This is a genomic window from Paraburkholderia phytofirmans OLGA172 (assembly GCF_001634365.1).
Lineage (GTDB): Bacteria > Pseudomonadota > Gammaproteobacteria > Burkholderiales > Burkholderiaceae > Paraburkholderia.
Map to the genome: position 1 here is coordinate 1,945,867 of NZ_CP014578.1, position 19,481 is coordinate 1,965,347.

Consider the following 19,481-nt stretch of genomic DNA (forward strand, 5'->3'; position numbering starts at 1 on the left):
CGTCGAGCGTCCTGATCACCGAAAAGTATGGAGATGTCATGAACGAAGACGTTTTGTTGTACGACGTCGATGGGTCTGTTGCCCGTTTGACGCTGAACCGCCCAAAGGCGATGAATTCGCTGAACCTGGCGATGCTTGCGGAACTGGATCGCCGTCTAACGCAGATCGAGGCCGACGATGAGATGCGTGTGCTGGTGCTTACCGGTGCCGAAGCAGCCTTCTGTGCGGGCGCAGACCTGAAGGAAGTATTGGCGGGCCAAGACCTGGGTCCCGGCGAAGCGGATTTTCTCGATCGTGCGAACCAGGTGTTTGGCCGGCTGCGCAATTTCCCGAAGCCCGTGATTGCCGCGTTGAACGGCGTCACGATGGCCGGCGGCCTGGAACTGGCGATGTGCGCGGATCTGGTGATTGCCGCCGAGACCGCCACGCTCGCCGACGCGCATGCCAACTTCGGCGTGTATCCGGGCGCGGGTGGCGCGGCCGTCCTGCCGCGGCTCATTCCGCTCAACATGGCGATGTATCTGCTGCTGACCGGCAAGTCCCTGTCGGCCACCGAGATGAAGGCGTGTGGCCTCGTCTGCGAAGTGCACCCGGATGCGGAACTCGCCGAGGCCGTGCAGAAGCTCGCCACGCATATCGCGCGAAAGAGCCCCATTGCGTTGCGCCGCATGAAAGAAGTAGCGCGGCAATCCGCCGACAAAACGCGCGACGACGCCTTGCTGCACGAGCAGGTGATGCTGCGCCAGCACATGCGCACATTCGACTTCCACGAAGGCTTGCAGGCTTTCGCCGAAAAGCGCGCGCCCCGGTTTCAAGGCCGCTGAATCACATCGTAACGAGAACAGAAACATGAGCGATATCTATGTGGCCGGCGTCGGCATGACTGCCTTTGGGCGCCTGCTTGAAAAGTCGGTGTACGACATGGTCGGAGAAGCCGTAGCGCTTGCGTTGAAAGACGCCGGCTGCGGTACGGCCGACATTGGCGCCGCGTATTACGGGACCATGACGAATGGCCAGTTGCAAGGCCAAACCGCCATCCCCGGCCCGATTGCGATGCGCCGCCTCGGCATTGAAGGCGTGCCGGTATTTACGGTGGAAAACGCCTGTGCCACGGGTTCATCGGCATTCAACCTGGCGACGCTGGCGTTGCGTTCGGGCAGCTGCGATATCGCGCTGGCCGTTGGTGCGGAAAAGATGAATATTCCGGACAAGGCCAGGATGTTCGCGGCGTTCGACGGCGGCTGGGACGTCTCGACGGTGGAGCGCAACAAGGCGACGTTGCTCGCCATGGGCGAGGGCATGACGCCGCCGCCGGGCACCATGTCCGAGCGCCCGTACAGCGTCTTCATGGACGTGTATGCCGCGATTTGCCGCAACCACATGTTGCGTTACGGTACTACCCGGAGGCAGATCGCTGCTGTGGCGGCAAAGAACCATCAACACTCGGTGCACAACCCGCTGGCGCAGTTTCAACAGCCCTTCAGTATCGAGGAGGTATTGGCGTCGCCACCGATCGCCTATCCGTTGACCACGTTGATGTGTTCCCCGATCAGCGATGGCGCGGCTGCTGTCGTGCTGTGCAACGCAGCGGGACTGAAGAGGCTCAACGGCGCGGCGCGCCGTGCGGTGCGTGTGCTCGCCAGCGTCGTGCAAACCGGCACCACGCGCGGCCTCGATGAGCCGCACAAGATCATTGCCCACCGCGCGGCGAAAGAGGCATACGAACAGGCTGGCGTGGCGCCTGAAGACGTCGATGTCGCGGAGGTTCACGACGCGTCCGCGATCGGCGAAATTCTCAATGCCGAGTCATTGATGCTGGTGCCTTTCGGCGAAGGCGGACCGGCAGCGGAGCGAGGCGACTTTACGGTCGGCGGCCGCATGCCGATCAACCCTTCCGGCGGCCTCGAATCGAAGGGCCACCCCATTGGCGCAACCGGCCTCGGCCAGATCCACGAACTGGTGACCCAGTTGCGCGGCGAAGCGGACAAGCGGCAGGTGGACAACGCCCGCATTGCGATTCAGGAAAACGGCGGCGGTCTTTACGGTATCGAAGAGGCCGTGGTGGCCATCACGATTCTTGCCAAACAGTAAGTCATTCAGGGAAGCCTAGAGATGGGATACGTATTCAGGACGGAAGAGCAGCGAGGCGCGGTGGACGGACTGCGGCGCTATCTGGCAGACAAGGCCGATCCCTTGTTCAACAAGGAGTATCGCGACAGGTTCGTGCCGAAGGAGCAGATGGGTGAGTTCATGCGTGAGCTTAGCCAGTTCGGCCTGATTTCGGGTACCGTGGGTGAAGAGCACGGCGGTCTGGGTCTTGATTGGCTCACGATGATCATGCTGTTCGAAGAAGTGGCGGCCACCTCGGTCGATCTGTCGGTGCCGGTGCTGATCAATGGTTTCTGTGCGCAGATGCTCGCGAGGCTGGCGCCTGCGCATCTGCGCGAACGCTATCTGCCGGGACTGCTCAAGGGCGAACTGTTCTGCAGCGCGGGTATCTCCGAGCCGGACGTTGGCTCCAACGTGCTGGAGATCAAGACGCGCGCCCGGCGGGATGGGGATCATTACATCATCAACGGCGAGAAGACGTGGATCAGTAACGGCGCCTATTCGGACATTCTGATCTGCACGTGCCGGACCGGCGACGATCCGCGCCGCGGCCTGACGCACTTTCTGCTCGACCGCAAAGAGCATCCGTACGAGGTTCGGGATATTCATAAGATCGCCTGGAACAGCCAGTCGACGGCGCAGATATTCCTTAGCGATGTCCGTGTGCCGGCCAGCAACATGCTCGGCAACGAAGGGGAAGCGCTGAAGAACACGTTAACGATGTTCGAACGCTCGCGTGTTTTCGTCGCCGCGCAGGGTCTCGGTATTGCACGGCGCGCATTGGAAGAGGCGACGCGCTATGCCACGGAGCGCAAACAGCACGGCAAGGTGATTGCCGGGCACCAGCTGATCTCCGCGATGCTGGCCGAAATGGCCACGCATGTCGACGCCAGCCGTCTGCTGACCCAGCGTGCTGCATCGATGATCGAAGCGGGAGTGCCCGCCGAGATGGAAGCAGCCATGGCCAAATATTTTGCCTGTGAAGCCGCGGTGACAATCGCCCGCCAGGCGGTGCAGATTCACGGCGGCAATGGGGTTACCAAGGAGTTTCTGGTCGAGAAGCTGGCGCGCGAAGCGATTGTTGTGCCGATTCCGGAGGGCACGACCCAAATCCAGCAACTCATCATCGGGCGCGCGCTGACTGGGGTCAACGCATTCTGATGCGTGGCGGCGCTCACGGCGCTGCCCGCACCAGGGCCTTTCAAATTCTCAACTTATATTCGGATATCCCATGCGTATTCAGGACAAAGTCGTCGTTATCACCGGGGGCGCTTCGGGGCTTGGTTTGGCCACCGCGCTGTACCTCACGCAGGAAAAGGGCGCCCGTGTCGCTATTTTCGATTTGAATGTCGAAGCCGGTGAAAAGGCGGTAGCCGATATCGGCGCCGATCGCGCGATGTTCGTGCAAACGGACGTCAGCAGCGAAGAGTCGGTGCAAAAGTCTGTCGGCGAGGTCATGGCCCGCTTCGGCGCCATTCACGTCTGTATCAACGGCGCGGCCGTGCCGACCGCATTCAAGGTGTTGGGCAAGGAAGGCAAGGCAGCGCCGCTCGCAAAGTTCGCGCAGACGACCGCGGTCAATCTCAACGGCGTATTCAATGTGATGTCCAAATGCGCGGAGCAGATGGCGAGCAATGACCCTGAGGCGGGCGAAGAGCGTGGCGTGGTGATTAACGTTTCCTCGGGCGCGGCGTACGAAGGTCAGATCGGGCAGAGCGCCTACGCGGCGACCAAGGCCGGCATCATCGGCATGAACATGCCGGCCGCGCGTGAACTCGGCGCGATTGGGGTGCGCGTCAACGCGATCGCCCCCGGCCTGTTCCTGACGACTATGGTGGCGGGACTCGACGAGAAGGTGCTGACGATGCTCAAGGAGCAGATGGAAGCGCCGAAGCGTTTGGGCGACATGCGCGAGTTTGCGCACTGCTGCGCGTTCATTATCGAAAACGCTTACCTGAATGGCGAAACCATTCGTCTCGATGCTGCGTCGCGCATGCGTGCGAAATAGAGTCGGTTGAGGATCGGTTCAGGATCGGTCGATCCCCGAACGTTTCAAAGACTGGTGCTGGAAGAGAGTAAAAAATGAGATTGGCAGACTATTTCGATGCGGTAGCGCAGCTTCACCCGGACAACCTGGCGTTTGTCGACGGCGCCACCCGCATGACATACGGCGAGGCCCAAAAATACGTACATGCGGTAGCGCACTGCTTGACGCGCGCGCGCGCGGCAGGTGCGGGCACGCATGCGGCAATCTATGCGCCCAACGACTACCGGGTCAGTCTGCTGCACCTGGGTATCAACCTGGCCGACGCTGCGTGGCTGTCCGTCCACATTCGCAATTCGGTTGAGACTAACGCCGAGGTGCTCGACTACTTCGACACCGACATGGTGTTCTTTCACAGCTATTTTGAAAGCAGCATGCCGGTGCTGAAAGCGAAGCTGTCGAAAGCCAGACTGTATGTCTGCATCGACCGCGCATCGGAACACGGGATGTCGATGGATGAATGGCTGAAAGACTGCTGGAAGCCTTTCCGCAATCAGCCGGAGGACCCGGCCAAGCGTGCGTTCCTGCAACCTACCGGCGGCACGACCGGGCCGTCCAAGGGCGCGGTGCACACGCATCGGAGCCTCGAGTTCATGGGGCTGGGTCTCACTTCGGCGTTCGGCATCACGTCCAGTTCGCGGCACTTGTGCGTGGCGCCGCTGACGCATGCCGCCGGGCTGCTGGCGCTTGGCTTCACGATCAAGGGCGGTGTCAACATTCTCATGCCGGGTTTCGATCCAGATGCCGTGTTGAGCTTGATCGAAGCGGAAAAGATCACGCACCTTTACCTGCCGCCTACCGCCGTCTACGGTCTGCTGGCGCATCCGAAGACCCGGAAGACGGACTTCTCTTCGTTGCAGGCCTTCATCGTCGGTGCGGCGCCGATCGCGCCGGAGAAGTTCAAGGAAGCAGTTCAAGTGTTTGGACCGGTCATGTATGAAAGCTTCGGGCAGACAGAGACGCTGGTGCCGATCCTGGTCAAAGGTCCTGCGGACTACCTGATGCCGGATGGCAGCTTCGACGAGGATGTGGTGAGGGCGGCGGGTAAAGCGGTCGACGTCGCGTGTCTCGCCATCATGGACGCCGAAGGCAACCTGTTGCCTGCCGGTGAACGTGGCGAGATCGTCGTGCGCTCGTCGATGGTTATGCAGGGCTACTACAAGAAGCCGGACGACACGGCTGCGGTTTCGGCATTCGGCTGGCACCACACCACCGATGTCGGCGTGCGGGACGCACGGGGCTACGTCACCATCGTGGATCGCATGAAGGACATGATCGTCACCGGCGGCTTCAATGTTTTTCCCGTCGAAATCGAGAAAGTCATTCAGAACCATCCCGCCGTTCTCGATTGCATTGTGATCGGCGTGCCGGATGACAAATGGGGCGAGGCGGTGAAAGCGGTGGTTCAGCGCAAGCCCGGGCTGACCGTTTCCGAAGAAGAGATCATGGCGCTCTGCAAGGAGCATCTGGGCAGCACGAAGACGCCAAAGAGCGTCGAGTTCTGGGTCGACCTGCCGCGCAGCGCGGTGGGCAAGCTGCTCAAGAAAGACGTTCGGGAAAAGTACTGGGGTGAGCAGTGGCGATCGGTGTAGGTGCCGATCTACCGATCCGCTGCAGGCGTGCCGCCTGAAGCGCGAGATGTAGCGGGATACGTGCTCGATCGAGACCGCGCCGAGAAAGAGGGTGAACCGGAATGCCGAAATGAACGATGCCATTGAAAATCTGCGGGACGTATTGGCCCGGCAGCGTGATGCATGCCGCGCCAGCCCCTATCCTGAGTTGAAGCAACGCAGGCGCGAGTTGAAAACGGTGCGAGAGGCCTTGAGCCGCTATCAGGATCGACTCGCGGCGGCGATGAGCGACGATTTCGGCCGCCGCTCCGAGTTCGAGTGCAAGATGCTGGACGTGATGTTTCCTGCGTTGCAGATCGACCATGCGCTTGCCAACCTGCGGCGTTGGATGAAGCCGCAACGGCGGCGCACGGACTTGCTGTTTCGCACCAACAGCGCCAAAGTGGTCTACCAGCCTAAAGGCGTTGTCGGCGTGATCGCGGCATGGAATTTCCCGATCGTCGAGGCAGTGGGGCCGATGATCACGGCGCTCGCAGCGGGCAATCGGGTGATGATCAAGATGTCGGAATTCTCGCCCCGCAGCACGCTGGTTCTGTGCGAGATGCTGGCTGAGATATTTCCGGAAAATCAGGTGGCGGTGTTTGGCGGCGGCGTGGATGTTGCTCGGGCCTTTGCGAGCTTGCCGTTCGATCACATCGTGTTTACCGGTTCGCCTGCTGTCGGAAAAGAGATCATGCGTGCGGCGTCCACCAATCTGACACCTGTCACACTGGAGCTCGGCGGCAAGTCGCCTGCGATCGTCGCACCTTCAGCGTCGCTGGCGGCCGCGGCGCGCTCGATCGCGCACGGCAAGGCATTCAACGCGGGGCAGGCCTGCGTGGCACCGGATTATGCATTGGTGCCACGCGATCGGATCGACGAATTCGTGGCAGCCGCAGTAAGCGCATTCCGACGCATGGTTCCCGACCCGGCCGGCGATCCGAACTACACGTACATCGCTTCCGACCGCCACGCCACGCGCGTGCATGAGTTGCTCGCCGATGCGGTGGCCAAAGGCGCCACCGTCACCTCGTGCGGCACCGGCAACGGCAACGGCTCGCGAGCCGTGCCCATGCAGATCGTGACGAACGTGACGCCCCATATGCGGATCATGCAGGAAGAGCTGTTCAATCCCATCCTGCCGGTGATGGCCTGCGATTCGCTGGACGAAGGCATCCGGTACATCACGGCGCGGCCTCGTCCGCTGGCGTTGTACTACTACGGTACGGACGCGGGCGAAATCAAACGATTGGAGCAGGACGTTCACGCCGGTGGCATGACCGTCAACGATTGGGCATGGCACGTTTTCCAGGGTGACTTGCCGTTTGGCGGCACCGGCAATTCGGGAATTGGAAGCTGGCGCGGGCCGGAGGGATTCAGAGCGCTGTCGCACGGCAAGTCGGTATTTAGGATGAGGCGCTGGTTCCCGATCGGTCTGTTTCGTCCGCCCTACGGCACGCGCGTTCAACGGCTGATATCGAAGCTATTCCTTGGGTATCCCGACCCGGCCTTGAACATTCCGTGTTCATATGAAAATGAAGCCCGCCGGTATGGTTCGACGGCGCAAGACATAAGCAGAGAGTCGACATGAGAGCCCTACACCTGATCCAGGCCCGCGGGGCTTCCGGCGCCGGCGTGTACCAAGGTTCGAAAGCCTATGCGTGGACCGTGTTCGCCTTGAGCTTCGGATTGATTCTGTCGGACTACCTGTCGCGCCAGGCGGTGGGCGCCGTCTTCCCGTTTCTCAAACCGGTGTGGGGCGTATCGGATTCGCAACTGGGCGCGCTCGTCAGTATCGTGTCGCTGGTGGTCGGCGTGATGACCCTTCCGTTGTCGCTGATCGCGGATCGTTGGGGGCGCGTCAAAAGCATTACGCTGATGGCGTTCGTCTGGTGCTTCGCCACCATCGCGTGTGGCATCGCGACCAGCTACACGCAGATGCTCGCGGCGCGCGCAATGGTGGGGTTTGGCGAGGCCGCCTATGCGGCGGCGGGCGCGGCTTTGCTTGCCCACACTTTCCCGGAAGACAAGCGTTCCGCGGTATTGGGGGCGTTTCAATCGGGCGGCATCTTCGGTTCCGTGATGGGCGTGGTGATTGGCGGTGCGGTCGCGAGCCAGTTCGGCTGGCGCTATGCCTTTTTCGCGGTCGGCGCGCCGGGCCTGCTGCTCGCCGTCCTTTACCCTTTCTTTGTTCGCGATTACCAGGTGCCTGCCTTGCAACAGGGCGCTTCGGGCCAGTGCGTCAATGGGCGGCCGCGGTTTGCCGAAGTATTCAAACATGTGTTCGCCGCGCGCTCCGGCAACTTTACGTTCGCCGCGTTCGGTCTGCAGCTGGGGATCCCCGCCATTCTGATTGCATGGGTGCCGACATACTTCAATCGCTTCTACGGCTATGACCCGAAGAAGGCGAGCCTGATCGCGGCGGTGGTGGTGCTCCTGCTGGGTATGGGCATGCTCTTTGGAGGCGGCGTGGCCGATTGGCTGAGCAGGGGACGGCCTCGCTATCGGGCGCTCGTGCCTGCCGCTTACGCGCTGATTTCCGCGTTGATGCTGTTTGCGGCATTCGCATTGCCGCCTGGCTTAGCGGGGCTTGTGCTGCTGCTCGGCGGCGCGCTCTTCGCCGCGGCGCATGGGGGCGCCGCGGTGGCGATGCTGATCGACGTCACCAATCCCGCCGTTCACGCCACCGTGACGGCAACTGCGGTGCTGGGCGCCAATCTGCTTGGCACGGCACCAGGTCCGTATCTGGTGGGACTCCTTTCCGACGTGACGAATCTGCGCACAGCGCTCACTGTTGCGCCGCTGATGTCGCTGAGCGCAGCGGTTCTATTTCTGCTTGCCGCGCGTTACTACGAAGCGGATATCGCCGCGAGGAAGGCTGCCGGCTAGGAACGGCAGCGGTTTTTGTCTGCGCGGCATGCGGCATGCCGTACGTCGTACGCCGCGCGATTCTGGCGACACTCTGAAAGACCTCCTTTTTGGCCGCAATGACAGGCGCGGGAACCGCTCGTCCCATACGATTAGCCATCGACGCAATACGGCCGGAGCCGGCCGTATTGCGGGGCTGATTTAGTCAAATCTCAAGCGGGTTGCTTGTTCTTCAAAGGCCATAGCCATGACTTCTGCTTCGCACTACTGGGTGGCCGCCTGCCGCCGTCAAGCATGAATGCCCCAACCGCGGCATCGCTGACCGGCATTCATCTGATGGCGAAGCCCATCGGCGCGCTTTGCAATCTCGATTGCGGCTATTGCTTTTACCTCGAGAAACAAAACGCGTTTCCGCCACGCGAGCGCTTTCGTATGTCCGATGAGGTCCTTGAGGCTTACGTCCGGCGATATATTGCGGCTCAGTCGGCGCCTGAGGTCGAATTCACCTGGCAGGGCGGTGAACCCACCTTGCTGGGGCTGCAATTCTTCGAGCGCGCCGTGGCATTGCAGCGCAAGTTCGCTCAGGGCAAGCTGATTCGCAACACCTTGCAGACCAACGGCACCTTGCTCGACGACGAGTGGGGTGCGTTTCTTCGACGCGAGCGTTTTCTCGTGGGCGTCAGTCTGGATGGTCCGCGTGAGCTTAACGACGTGGCGCGCCCCGACAAGCGCGGCCATTCGAGTTACGACGACACCGTGCGTGGTTTGGCCGTCTTGTCGCGTCATGGCGTGGATTTCAATGTGCTGGTGACAATATCCAGCACCAATGTCCATCAGCCGTTGGAAATCTATCGTCATCTGAAGGAACTAGGCGCGCGTTTCATCCAGTTCAATCCGGTCGTCGAGCGGGTGGCTCAGCCTGAGGAAAAGGTCATCGGACTGCATTTTGCCGTGCCCCCGTCGCTCAGCTTGTCTGCCGTAGCGAAAGCGAAGCCAGTGGCACGTAGAGAAACAGCGGTGACGTCGCTGACGGTGAGCGCGCTTGCGTACGGTGCATTTCTGTCCGCGGTATTCGATGAATGGGTTCGCAACGACGTTGGCACGGTTCACGTGATGAACTTCGAATGGGCGCTCGCGTCGTGGTGCCAGTTGCCTGCGGGCGCGTGCATCTTCAGCCCGCGTTGCGGCAAAGCCGCCATCGTCGAGCACGACGGCAGTGTTTACGCTTGCGACCATTTCATGTACCCGGAATATCGCCTCGGCAACGTGATGTCGGACGACCTGGGCAGCATGATGTCCTCGCAGGTGCAGACCGACTTCGGCATGGCGAAGGAAACCTCGCTCCCCGCCAAATGTCTGCGCTGTGAATTCCGCTTCGCGTGCCATGGCGAGTGCCCCAAGAACCGCTTTATCGAATCGGAAGACGGCGAACCGGGGCTCAATTATCTGTGCGCCGGCTATCAGGCCTATTTCCGTCACATCACACCCGCAATGAACATCATGGCGCGGTTGCTGGGGCAGGGCAAACCGGCGGACCAGGTGATGGACATCATCCGGTGCTGACGCCGAACCCGCGATGTCTCGCCCGACGACCGCGGCGGGACGTCCGGTCTGAATGATCATCCGATATGGCTGACGCGAACGACTTCAGACGCGTATTGGACAACGATGCTGCTTCGACGACCTGTCGTGCGGCGTTGACCGTTGAGGGCTGGTGAGCGGCTTACACAAGCCGTTCGGCGGCTGGCTGCTGACCACGAGTCTCGCAGGTTGCTGGTTTTGGAAAGTGATTCAGCACGGAAATTTCTGGTTGCCACATGGACGCCGGATCAGGTAATCCAAGGAGACAAAATGAAAAGAGGCTTTGCAGTTGCAATTGCAGTGGCAACAGTCGGTAGTACTGCGCATGCACAATCGTCGGTAACAATGTATGGGGCAGTGGATACGGGGTTGCTTTATCAGAATACTTCGGCGGCTTCGTACAATCCCGCCGCGCCGAATACCGGCCACCTTTTCAAAATGAAAGACGGTGGCATCTATACCAGCATGCTCGGGTTCAAAGGTACGGAAGACCTGGGAGGCGGGTGGAAGACCAACTTCAAATTGCAAGGTTCATTTGACAGTACCAGTGGCAAATTTGGGTTGAGCGGTACCGCCGGCGTGGCGGCGCAATTCAATCAGGAGGCGTCGGTTGGCCTGGCCGGCCCGTACGGGTCGCTCACCATGGGCCGGCAGATTATCCCGCTGACCTACGCGATGGCTTACACCGATGTGCGCCAGGGGGGCTACTTCGGCAGTATTTTTACCGCGCTGGTCAGCATGAATTCCGCTGCGGGCTGGCCCGGAACCAGTACGAACGCACAGCTTGGGGCGGTGTTCGACGACAACGCCATTGTCTATGTCTCCCCGAACTTCGGCGGCGTGACCGCCAGCCTCGAATACGCGCCGGGTGGCGTAGCGGGGCAGGCGCAGGGCAGCACACGAGAATCGGCGGTTTTGCAGTACGACAACTATGGACTGAAACTCGCGGCAGCCTATTACAACGGGCATGATACCAATCCCAGTCCGACAAGCGTGGCGACCGGGCTGGACAACAACCGGTTCTACTACCTCGGTGCGCTGTATTCGATCAACGGCTTTACAGCCAGTACGTCGTTTAGCAACGGCCGCAATCCCGCCCATCCGAAGACCACTAATTTCGACATGATTTCCGGTGGCTTTGGCTATCGGTTCACGCCGGCTTTCGAGCTGACAAGCGGCGTGTATTACATCAAGGACGAAAACAACTCGGCGAACAAATCGACCGAAATTGTGCTCGGCGCGAACTACAGTCTTTCCAAGGCGACCACGCTGTATGCCCAGGTGGGTTACGTGGACAACCGGGGCAAGATGAATCAGTCGGTTGAGTATGGGCAGCCCGTCGCGCCGGGTATGAATACGACAGCGGCGATGATTGGTATTCGAAAGCGATTTTGAGCGTTCCCGCGTAAAGCGCCGCGCTGCCATGCCCCGTCCGACGTGTCGGGGGGCTGGCGGCGTCTCGGCAGGCGTGAGCGGAGCAGGGAGCGAACGATCGATAAACGCCCCCTTCATTATCAACATGTCGGCCACGCGCAGCCCATGATGCGCGATCATCAGTTCTCGATCCGCCCTATGATTAAGTTATCCCAGGGTGCGAGCTGGGCATCTCAGGTTCGCATCGGGCCATTCCGGAACAACTGCCTCGCTGGGCCAATAACTAATCGAACTCTCGACTGGAGAAGAACATGGTGAGCCTGGACACGCTGGAGACGCTGATGGCCGCTTCGCTGGTTCTTCTGCTCGGTCGGCAGATCCTTGCCCGGACACGCGTATTGCGAACCTACAGCATCCCGGAACCGGTAGTCGGCGGGTTACTTGTAGCGCTGCTGGTTTTTGGCTCAAGGAGCGTGTTTAAAATCGACCTGCGTTTCGATACAACGCTTCAAACGCCGCTGATGCTCACTTTCTTCGCCACCATCGGTCTGAACGCCGATCTCGCCGGGCTGAGAGCCGGCGGGCGTGCGCTACTTGTCTTTCTCGGTGCCGTGGTCGGCTTGCTCGTGATGCAGGATGCGCTCGGCATCGGTCTCGCCTGGGCGTTAGGACAAGAACGTGTGCTCGGCCTGCTTGGGGCGTCGGTGACGCTCTCAGGCGGCCATGGCACGGGTGCAGCCTGGGCCAAGGTGTTCGCGGAGCGTCACGGGCTCGCAGCGGCAACCGAGATTGCGATTGCCTGCGCCACGTTCGGCCTGATACTCGGCGGATTGATCGGCGGCCCGGTCGCGCGCTTTCTGATCACGCGCTACGGCCTTGCGCCCAACCCGGAATCCGAGGTCACAGACACGACCGGTTTCGAGCAGCCCAAAGCGGTTCGCCCGATCACGGCGGAGGCCTTCATCGAAACAGTGGCGCTGATTGCCGTTTGCCTCGCTGTCGGCTCGGCCATCGCATTGTGGTTGACCGGCACAGCGTTCGAGCTGCCCGCGTTCGTGTGTGTCCTGTTTGTCGGCGTTGTCCTGCGCAACGGGCTTGCGATGCCCGGCTGGTATCAGGTCTTCGAGCCCGCGGTGTCGCTGATCGGCAATGTCAGTCTCGGACTCTTTCTCGCGATCGCGCTGATGAGCCTGCGCTTAGGGGATCTGGCCTCGCTTGCGCTGCCGCTTTTCGCAATCCTGGTCGCGCAGGCGATCGCGATGGCCGTCTACGCCATGTTCGTCACCTTCCGGGTCATGGGGCGCAACTATGACGCGGCGGTGCTAGCCGCCGGACACTGTGGTTTCGGCCTCGGCGCCACGCCAACCGCGATCGCCAACATGCAAGCCATTACGGATCGGTTCGGCCCTTCACACCTGGCCTTCCTGGTGGTGCCGATGGTAGGCGCCTTTTTTATCGACATCGCCAATGCGATCGTCATCAAGTTGTTTCTGCTACTGCCAATTTATCCGTAAAGGCGACTGGGCCGACAGTGCGTATTTCACACCGGGCCGGACAGCGATTCCGTGCGCGGCGCCCGGCACGAGCAGAAGGCTCGCAACGACACGCGATCCATTGACTAGCGAGAGGCGGCAGCACCCGCTGCAGTTCCATCCTCCGTGCGCGGTACCGCGTCGTGTGCCAGCGGCGCCGGGAGTCCGGACTTGAGATGAACGTCGTGCTGCGGGAATGGGATTTCAACGCCCGCCTGCCGCAACTCACGTTCGATCGCCGTAAGCACATCGTGGGTGGCGGGAATTCGTTGATTCACGCCCTCGACAAAGAAACGCGCCTCAAAATCGAGTGAACTGTCGCCGAAAGCGAGGAAGAATACGCTAGGGGCGGGATTCGTGAGGACTTTGGGTGCCGAGCGCACTGCTTTCAGGATCGATTCGCATGTAGCCTTAGTGTCGGAGCCGTAGGCGACGCCGACCTTCAGCACCACCCGCGTGATGTGATCACTCAGCGTCCAGTTGATGACTCGCTCTGTGATGACGGTCTTGTTCGGTATCACCACTTCCTTGCGATCGAAGTCGGTCACTGTCGTGGCGCGCGCCTGCACACGGGTCACGACGCCGGTCACGTCTGCGACAGTCACGGTATCGCCGATACGGATCGGCCGCTCGAACAATATGATCAAACCGGAGACGAAATTTGCAAAAATCTCCTGCAGGCCGAAGCCGAGGCCCACGCCCATGGCTGCGACCAGCCATTGAATCCGGGACCAGTTGCCGCCCAGCACGCTAAACACCGTCATGACCGCCCCACCCACAATGACGTAGCGGGCCACGGTCCTGATGGCATAGCGGCTGCCGCCGGAGAGCCGTGCCCGGTCCGGGAAGGCAATATCAAGGAAGCCTCCGATGTTTTTGACCGCAACGACTGCGATAAATCCTATCGTCAGGGCGAGCATCACGCCCCCGAGGGTGACGGTGCGCTCCACCGTTTGGCCCTCCTCGACATCGGTATAGGACCAGAGAGCAATCTCGTTGAGCCGGCTCAGCCCTGGTAATGCGCCGTGCCAGACCACCAGCACGGCAATCACCAGCAGTACGGCGGACAACGCCCGCAACAAGCGTGTCGCCTGGGCTCCGATCGAGGCCAGGTCCGGTCGGTCCAGATTCTTGCGTGCTCCGTCGATCAGGACTTCCGACTCCCGATCCATGCCCTGCGTCCGCGCGCGCTCAAGTTCGTCGCGCCGGTCGCGCAACCAGCGCGCGGTCAGCGTATGGAACAGCGCGATCGCTGCCGCAGCGAGGCAACTGATTAGCGTGAGCCGGCCGAAGACCTGCGCGGCATTGTAAAAGCCAACCGCCGACAGTACCGTCAGCGATAGCGGCACCAAACAGGCGAAGATGTAGGCGGCATATTTCATGACCACGTCCCGGTCCTCCGCGGCTGGGCCGAAATACCGCGAGAGAACCCGGCCACCCGGCCGGAAGGTCATACCGATCACGCCGGCGAACACGATGAGCGCGAGCATATGGGTTAGGCGCCCCAGTGAGGCCCGCACGATGAGATCGTCGTACTGGGATGCGACCTGGTTGACGAAGCCAAGCGGCAGCACGAGGAAAGTGAACACGCGCGATGCGCGGCGCAATGCACGCACTGACTGGGCGTCGAGTCCGAAATGCAGTTGGGCAATGCCATCGCGACGAAACAGCCTTGAGAAGAACAGCCCTGCGAGTACCCCCCACGCCGCCGGGCCGAGCCCTTCGCCGACAGCATTGGCAAATTCCGAGGCCGTCGGCGAGGTGACGATCAGGTTGCCGACCGTCCAGATGGCTAACGGTATCGGCGCAACGACGAGCAGGGTCGTGCCAAGGGCCTGCACGGTGGCGGTGACGTCGGGGTCGCCCTCTGCTCCCTTGCGCTCGGACAGGCGTCGCAGACGCGCAAGCAGACGCTTGCGCGCCGCCACGATGGCGAACGCGGCGCCAAACAGGACAAGCACCTGCAGCGAGCGTTGCTGCGCCTGATCCTTGATGGTTTCGCCCACCTCGCGCCAGCCCGTTGGCGAGGCGAGCCACAACAGCGTCTGCGGCAAATCGCTGAAGGACCGTTCGGACAGGGGGGCCACAGGCACCCAGAACAGCGCCTTGTCGATCAGGCTGCGATAGTCTTGCGCGGTGCTCAGGAGCTGGTCCTCGGCGGCGACGAGTTCGTCCAGCGTGTTCAGGTAGGTTCGCTGCGAGGTCGATAGCCGATCGAGCAGTTCCCTGCGGTCCGCAATCAGGACTACCGCTTCGCCACGCAGGGCTGCCAGTTCTGCCGGGCGCGTGCGCGCAGCCTCTTTGCGCATGACGGCGTCGAGCTCTTCGTCCGGGTTCGCGAGACGACGTTGTTCGCGCTCGACCTGGAACGCAGCCGCAGCGATCGACTCAGCGGCGCGCGCCCGTTCGCCGCGCGCGCGACGGAACTGCTCCGCTTCAGGCAGCGCGGCAGCGCGCTCCGCGAGCACCCGGGCCAGTGATTCCGTGAGCTTGCTGCGCGCGAGGCTGAGGCGCGCGCGCTGAAAATCGACCGCCAGCTGTTCCGCCTCCGCCGTGCGCCGATCGCGAGCTTGCCGCAGCGACTCGATTTCTTTCGCGGTCCCGGCAAGTTGCGCCGAGGTTTGGACATTGGCCGCCGCCAACCGATTCAGGGTGGGACTGCGGTCCACTAATTGCCGCTGGCGTTCGGAGGCCTCTTCCTCGGCACGCCGGGCGTCATCTACTCGACGCTGATCGGCGAGCGCCACCAGCCGCTTCAGGTCGGCATCGTCGCGCTGCAATTGCGTCCGAATCACGTCCCGCCGCAGTTGCGTCAAACGGGCCAATAGAGGTTGCGCGTCGAGGCGGCTGCGCAAGGCATCAGCCTGAGCTTCGCGAACCAGCAGCGCGGCCCGCCTGGCCTGCGTCTCCGGTATGGTGAGCAAAGTCTGGCGGGATGCACCTGAAGCGGTCTGGATTTCCTCGCGCGACCGTTCCAGACCGGCTTGCGCCTCGCGCTGCGCGTTGCGCAGTTCCGCGGGCTCCGTGTCGACACGTTCGATTTCGAGGTCGAGCATCGCGAGTTCGGCGCGCGCGGCGGCCTGGCGGGTCTCGGCCTGGGCTCGCGCCTGCTCCAGGTCATTGAGTGTGCTGCCGGCACTCAACGGGGCCGAAACCGCCCGGTCTGATTCAGAACGAAGCTGTTCCAGCGTCCGCTCCAGATCACGAATCTGGTCCGGCGCATCGCGCATCAGCTGGCGATAGGTCTGCGCCTGGGCACGCAGCTCGGGAACCCGCTCCAGATCCGCGAGCGTTGCGCGGGACAGTTCCGCTATGCGCGCCTTGGTGGGCGGATCGATGTCCTTGCGGACCTCGGCTTCCCGGGCCGTGCGCCGCACCTGTTCGATAGTCAGGTCAGCGTTCGAACGAACCACGGGAGGCTCCCCCTGCGCGAGCACAGCCGTCATGGTTGCGCCGACCAGCAATAGTCGCGCGATGGTCAGGGGACTAAGCAGACGGGTTTTGTCTGGACTACTGCCGACGTAAACCACCACCGCCACCCCTTGCGCCGCCCGCGCCGTTGGCTCTCCGGTCGACACCGCCTCCCGGTTGCGCGTAGCGTTGACTCTGGGTCGCACCTCTCTGGCGATTCTGCATGTCGTTGTTCAGCTCTCCAAAGGAAGGCTGTGCGCTGGTCCGGTTGATGCCACCCGCAGCATTTTGAGGCTGGGCAGTGGCCCTGCTCGGCGGTGCTGGCGTGGTGCGCTGCTGCTGCTGATAGTTCTGGGCGCTTTGCTGAGTGGTCCGGGGATTCGCCGGCTGGGCTCCCGCGGGGCGTTGCTGCTGAACGCTCTGGGCGCTTTGCTGAGTGGTTCGGGGATTCGCCGGCTGGGCTCCCGCGGGGCGTTGCTGCTGAATGCTCTGGGCGCTTTGCTGAGTGGTTCCGGCGTTACCGGGCCGGGCTCCTGCGGCGCGCTGCTGCTGATTGTTCTGCGCGTTTGGCCGAGTCGGGCCGGTGTTCGTCGCGGAGGGCGTGCGCTGGGGCTGCGCGGCTTGCACTTTTTGCGGCGACGACTGCGGTGTCGGTTTGTTCACATTGGACCAGGAACCGTTATCGTACTTCTGCCAGCTCCCACCCGTGTTCTTGTACACATTGCCATCACGTCCGGCGTAAAGGTCGCCGTTTGCCGTCTTGCCCGCTACGGCTCTGCCGTTGGCCGTGCTTCCAGCAATCGCCTTGCCGCCAGCCGAATTCTGATAAGTCCCGACCGAGCCCTTCGCTGTGGTGGCATGCTGCGTCGCCGCCCACTGGTTCCCCTTCGTCACGACAGAGCTTCCCCATTGACCATACGCGTTCGATCCCTGACGGGTGGCGGCATAAGCGCCGGTGTAGGGGTTATAGGCCTGCGCGACGCTCGCGCTGCCGTACTTGCCGGAAGCCGTGGCGCCGCGCGCGTACGTCCCGGTATAAGGATTGTACGAAGCGCCCCACTGCGCGCTACCCGCCGGGCCATAGGCACTGCCGCGTACGCCGCGCGCGCCGGTATAGGGGTTGTAGGCCGGGTATCCATACGGCGCCGGACGCGGATAGTAGATGGGATACGGCCCGTAGCCCACGCGGACGTAGGGCGGATAGTAGTAGCCGTTGCCTTGCGCAACGATCGCGCCGACAGCGGCGCCTGCGATAAACATGCCGAGATATCCGGCGGTATAGCTGGCCTGGACAGAGCCGCCCGGCACGACCTGTTGTGTCACGTAAGTGACGTTATAAACGGGCGAGGCCGGCGGGATCGTATAGATCACCTGAGGCACTGAACTGCTGGTTTGCCAGGGTCCGGCCGGCGATGGCGAATCGAACCATACGCCCCGCGAACAGAGGTAATAGTGATTCTGCACCTTGATGATCTTGTCGGGCGTGTTGGTTGCGTAGGCGAGCGTGGTGCCTTCGATCGGTGCGAAATTTGGCTCGCCGCTGTAGGCGACCTTGATCTCGGCCGCCGCGGCAGCAGGGTTGACTTCAACCGTCGTCGGAATCTGCGCGAGCAGCACCGCGTCGTTGGCCTCCGGCGTGCCCGGCACGGAAGCGAGGACTCGCGAGGCCGGGCTGTCGCGAGGAATTCTGGCGAAATCGGCCGGTAGCTGGTTGGTTGCGAACGTCCATGGCCCGCTGGGGTTGGGCGACGAAAACCAGCGGCCTGCCGTCAGATAGTAGTAAGTCTTGGTCGGCGCATAGACGAACACGTCGCTATCGGTATTCTTCGCGAACACCAGTCCTGTGCCGGGGATCGCGGTGTAAACCGGTTGGCCGTCGAACACGATCAGCTCAGCCGGCGTACTGCTGAAGAAGACCGCCGGCGGCTTCGCAGCGTGCTTCGCAGACGGCGGAATGAAGGGCTTCAGATCCGTCCAGGTGGGGTCGGCAGGAATCTTCGTCATCTTGGCTGGGAGTGTCTTCGTTTCCGCCCAGCCGGTTTTCAGGTCGGTCGACGTCATCCACGATTGACCGGTGAACAGGTAGTACTGGTGGGCGGCGTTGTCGACGAACAGTGGCCAACTGGCGTTGACCACGAATGTGACATCTGAATTCTGGATCGGCGCGGGTACCGGGTCGCCATCCACAAACAGCAGGACCGCCGGCCCGAAACTGACAAAGATGGCCGGTGGATCGCTCTTGACGGCGACGACCGGTGCGGCCTGTTTCTTGTCTATGCTCGCCACCAGCCGATCCATCGACAAGGTCAGCGACGCCTGCGGATTGAGAAACTTTCGCACCAGCTGATCCAGCTTCTGGCTCGTTGCCTGGTCCGTGCCGGGGAAAGCGGTGCCGGTAATTTGCGGACTGCTCAGAAGTACGTTGCGACTGTCGATATCCACGTCAGTGTGCATTTGCATCGTGATCACGCCCACCTGTGGCTTGCCACCGCGCGGGGTGATGCTAATCGCCATTCGACCGGTCAGTTCCTTGAAGTCTTTCCAGTCGTCGATCTGTGGCTGGTAATAGGTGAGGGTCGCGTCCCCCTGGACCATTTCACGTGGCCAACCAGGGTCTTGAGTCGCGGCGCGGCTCGGCTGCATGGCCGACAACGCCAGTGCCAGCGCCAACACTCGGATGGGCAGTCTGGAAGTCACAATGCTTTGCTCCTGTCCGCCTCACGGCACTTCCGCAGCGCGACCCGTGCCAGGGACGGAAGGCGAATGAGCAGATACGGGGTACGGCTGTTGGCGGCCGGGTCGCGATTGTCGTCAGTGGTGCAGCTAAAAAGATAGGTTCACTACCGCGCATATGCAATTGGACCTTGGTCCAATTGCATGCAGCCGCGCGGCGAGCAAGATGCGCAACAGTAAGAGGGCATGGCCAGATTTCGTCAATCGTGCGATTCGGGG

At 62.0% G+C, this 19,481-nt stretch carries 12 protein-coding genes; 10 read left to right on the forward strand and 2 right to left on the reverse strand.

Annotated elements, in window-relative coordinates:
• The first annotated feature begins 38 nt into the window (after positions 1–38).
• The 10 genes from AYM40_RS08325 to gltS all read left to right on the forward strand — a co-directional run bounded on the left by AYM40_RS08325 (position 39) and on the right by gltS (position 13,100).
• Positions 39–824: an enoyl-CoA hydratase/isomerase family protein gene (locus AYM40_RS08325; RefSeq protein WP_063495800.1), complete on the forward strand. Its 786-nt coding sequence runs from the start codon at positions 39–41 to the stop codon at positions 822–824.
• Between the two features lie 25 nt (positions 825–849).
• A complete protein-coding gene (locus AYM40_RS08330; RefSeq protein WP_063495801.1) occupies positions 850–2,091 on the forward strand; it encodes a thiolase family protein in 1,242 nt (413 codons plus the stop codon).
• 21 nt (positions 2,092–2,112) lie between these two features.
• Positions 2,113–3,270 (forward strand): acyl-CoA dehydrogenase family protein, encoded by a 1,158-nt coding sequence (locus tag AYM40_RS08335; protein ID WP_063495802.1) that lies wholly within the window; start codon positions 2,113–2,115, stop codon positions 3,268–3,270.
• A gap of 70 nt (positions 3,271–3,340) precedes the next feature.
• A complete protein-coding gene (locus tag AYM40_RS08340; protein WP_063495803.1) occupies positions 3,341–4,117 on the forward strand; it encodes an SDR family NAD(P)-dependent oxidoreductase in 777 nt (258 codons plus the stop codon).
• 74 nt (positions 4,118–4,191) lie between these two features.
• A complete protein-coding gene (locus tag AYM40_RS08345) occupies positions 4,192–5,745 on the forward strand; it encodes a class I adenylate-forming enzyme family protein (protein WP_063495804.1) in 1,554 nt (517 codons plus the stop codon).
• Between the two features lie 109 nt (positions 5,746–5,854).
• Positions 5,855–7,354 (forward strand): coniferyl aldehyde dehydrogenase, encoded by a 1,500-nt coding sequence (locus AYM40_RS08350; RefSeq protein WP_063495805.1) that lies wholly within the window; start codon positions 5,855–5,857, stop codon positions 7,352–7,354.
• Complete coding sequence (locus AYM40_RS08355; RefSeq protein ID WP_082855011.1) at positions 7,351–8,652, forward strand: MFS transporter; 1,302 nt, start codon at positions 7,351–7,353, stop codon at positions 8,650–8,652. The genes AYM40_RS08350 and AYM40_RS08355 overlap by 4 nt, the downstream gene beginning before the upstream one ends.
• Before the next feature lie 273 nt (positions 8,653–8,925).
• Positions 8,926–10,194 carry an anaerobic sulfatase maturase gene (locus tag AYM40_RS08360; protein ID WP_063497918.1) on the forward strand — a complete coding sequence of 423 codons (1,269 nt, stop codon included), beginning with the start codon at positions 8,926–8,928 and terminating at the stop codon, positions 10,192–10,194.
• 288 nt (positions 10,195–10,482) lie between these two features.
• Complete coding sequence (locus AYM40_RS08365) at positions 10,483–11,607, forward strand: porin (RefSeq protein WP_063495806.1); 1,125 nt, start codon at positions 10,483–10,485, stop codon at positions 11,605–11,607.
• A gap of 290 nt (positions 11,608–11,897) precedes the next feature.
• Positions 11,898–13,100: a sodium/glutamate symporter gene (gltS, locus tag AYM40_RS08370; RefSeq protein ID WP_063495807.1), complete on the forward strand. Its 1,203-nt coding sequence runs from the start codon at positions 11,898–11,900 to the stop codon at positions 13,098–13,100.
• Positions 13,101–13,204: 104 nt separating this feature from the next.
• Here the strand turns inward: gltS and AYM40_RS08375 are convergent, their stop codons facing one another.
• Together AYM40_RS08375 and AYM40_RS08380 are read right to left on the reverse strand one after the other, a co-directional pair.
• Positions 13,205–16,582 carry a mechanosensitive ion channel domain-containing protein gene (locus AYM40_RS08375; protein ID WP_063495808.1) on the reverse strand — a complete coding sequence of 1,126 codons (3,378 nt, stop codon included), beginning with the start codon at positions 16,580–16,582 and terminating at the stop codon, positions 13,205–13,207.
• Positions 16,583–16,628: 46 nt separating this feature from the next.
• Complete coding sequence (locus tag AYM40_RS08380; protein ID WP_148662138.1) at positions 16,629–19,226, reverse strand: hypothetical protein; 2,598 nt, start codon at positions 19,224–19,226, stop codon at positions 16,629–16,631.
• Positions 19,227–19,481: the final 255 nt, after the last annotated feature.

What these genes read in the sequence shown, in the direction of transcription:
- AYM40_RS08325 (WP_063495800.1), top strand. Translation starts at nt 39, where the DNA reads ATGAACGAAGACGTTTTGTTGTACGACGTCGATGGGTCTGTTGCCCGT.
- AYM40_RS08350 (WP_063495805.1), top strand. Translation starts at nt 5,855, where the DNA reads ATGAACGATGCCATTGAAAATCTGCGGGACGTATTGGCCCGGCAGCGT.
- AYM40_RS08365 (WP_063495806.1), top strand. Translation starts at nt 10,483, where the DNA reads ATGAAAAGAGGCTTTGCAGTTGCAATTGCAGTGGCAACAGTCGGTAGT.
- AYM40_RS08355 (WP_082855011.1), top strand. Translation starts at nt 7,351, where the DNA reads ATGAGAGCCCTACACCTGATCCAGGCCCGCGGGGCTTCCGGCGCCGGC.
- AYM40_RS08360 (WP_063497918.1), top strand. Translation starts at nt 8,926, where the DNA reads ATGAATGCCCCAACCGCGGCATCGCTGACCGGCATTCATCTGATGGCG.
- AYM40_RS08330 (WP_063495801.1), top strand. Translation starts at nt 850, where the DNA reads ATGAGCGATATCTATGTGGCCGGCGTCGGCATGACTGCCTTTGGGCGC.
- AYM40_RS08335 (WP_063495802.1), top strand. Translation starts at nt 2,113, where the DNA reads ATGGGATACGTATTCAGGACGGAAGAGCAGCGAGGCGCGGTGGACGGA.
- gltS (WP_063495807.1), top strand. Translation starts at nt 11,898, where the DNA reads ATGGTGAGCCTGGACACGCTGGAGACGCTGATGGCCGCTTCGCTGGTT.
- AYM40_RS08340 (WP_063495803.1), top strand. Translation starts at nt 3,341, where the DNA reads ATGCGTATTCAGGACAAAGTCGTCGTTATCACCGGGGGCGCTTCGGGG.
- AYM40_RS08345 (WP_063495804.1), top strand. Translation starts at nt 4,192, where the DNA reads ATGAGATTGGCAGACTATTTCGATGCGGTAGCGCAGCTTCACCCGGAC.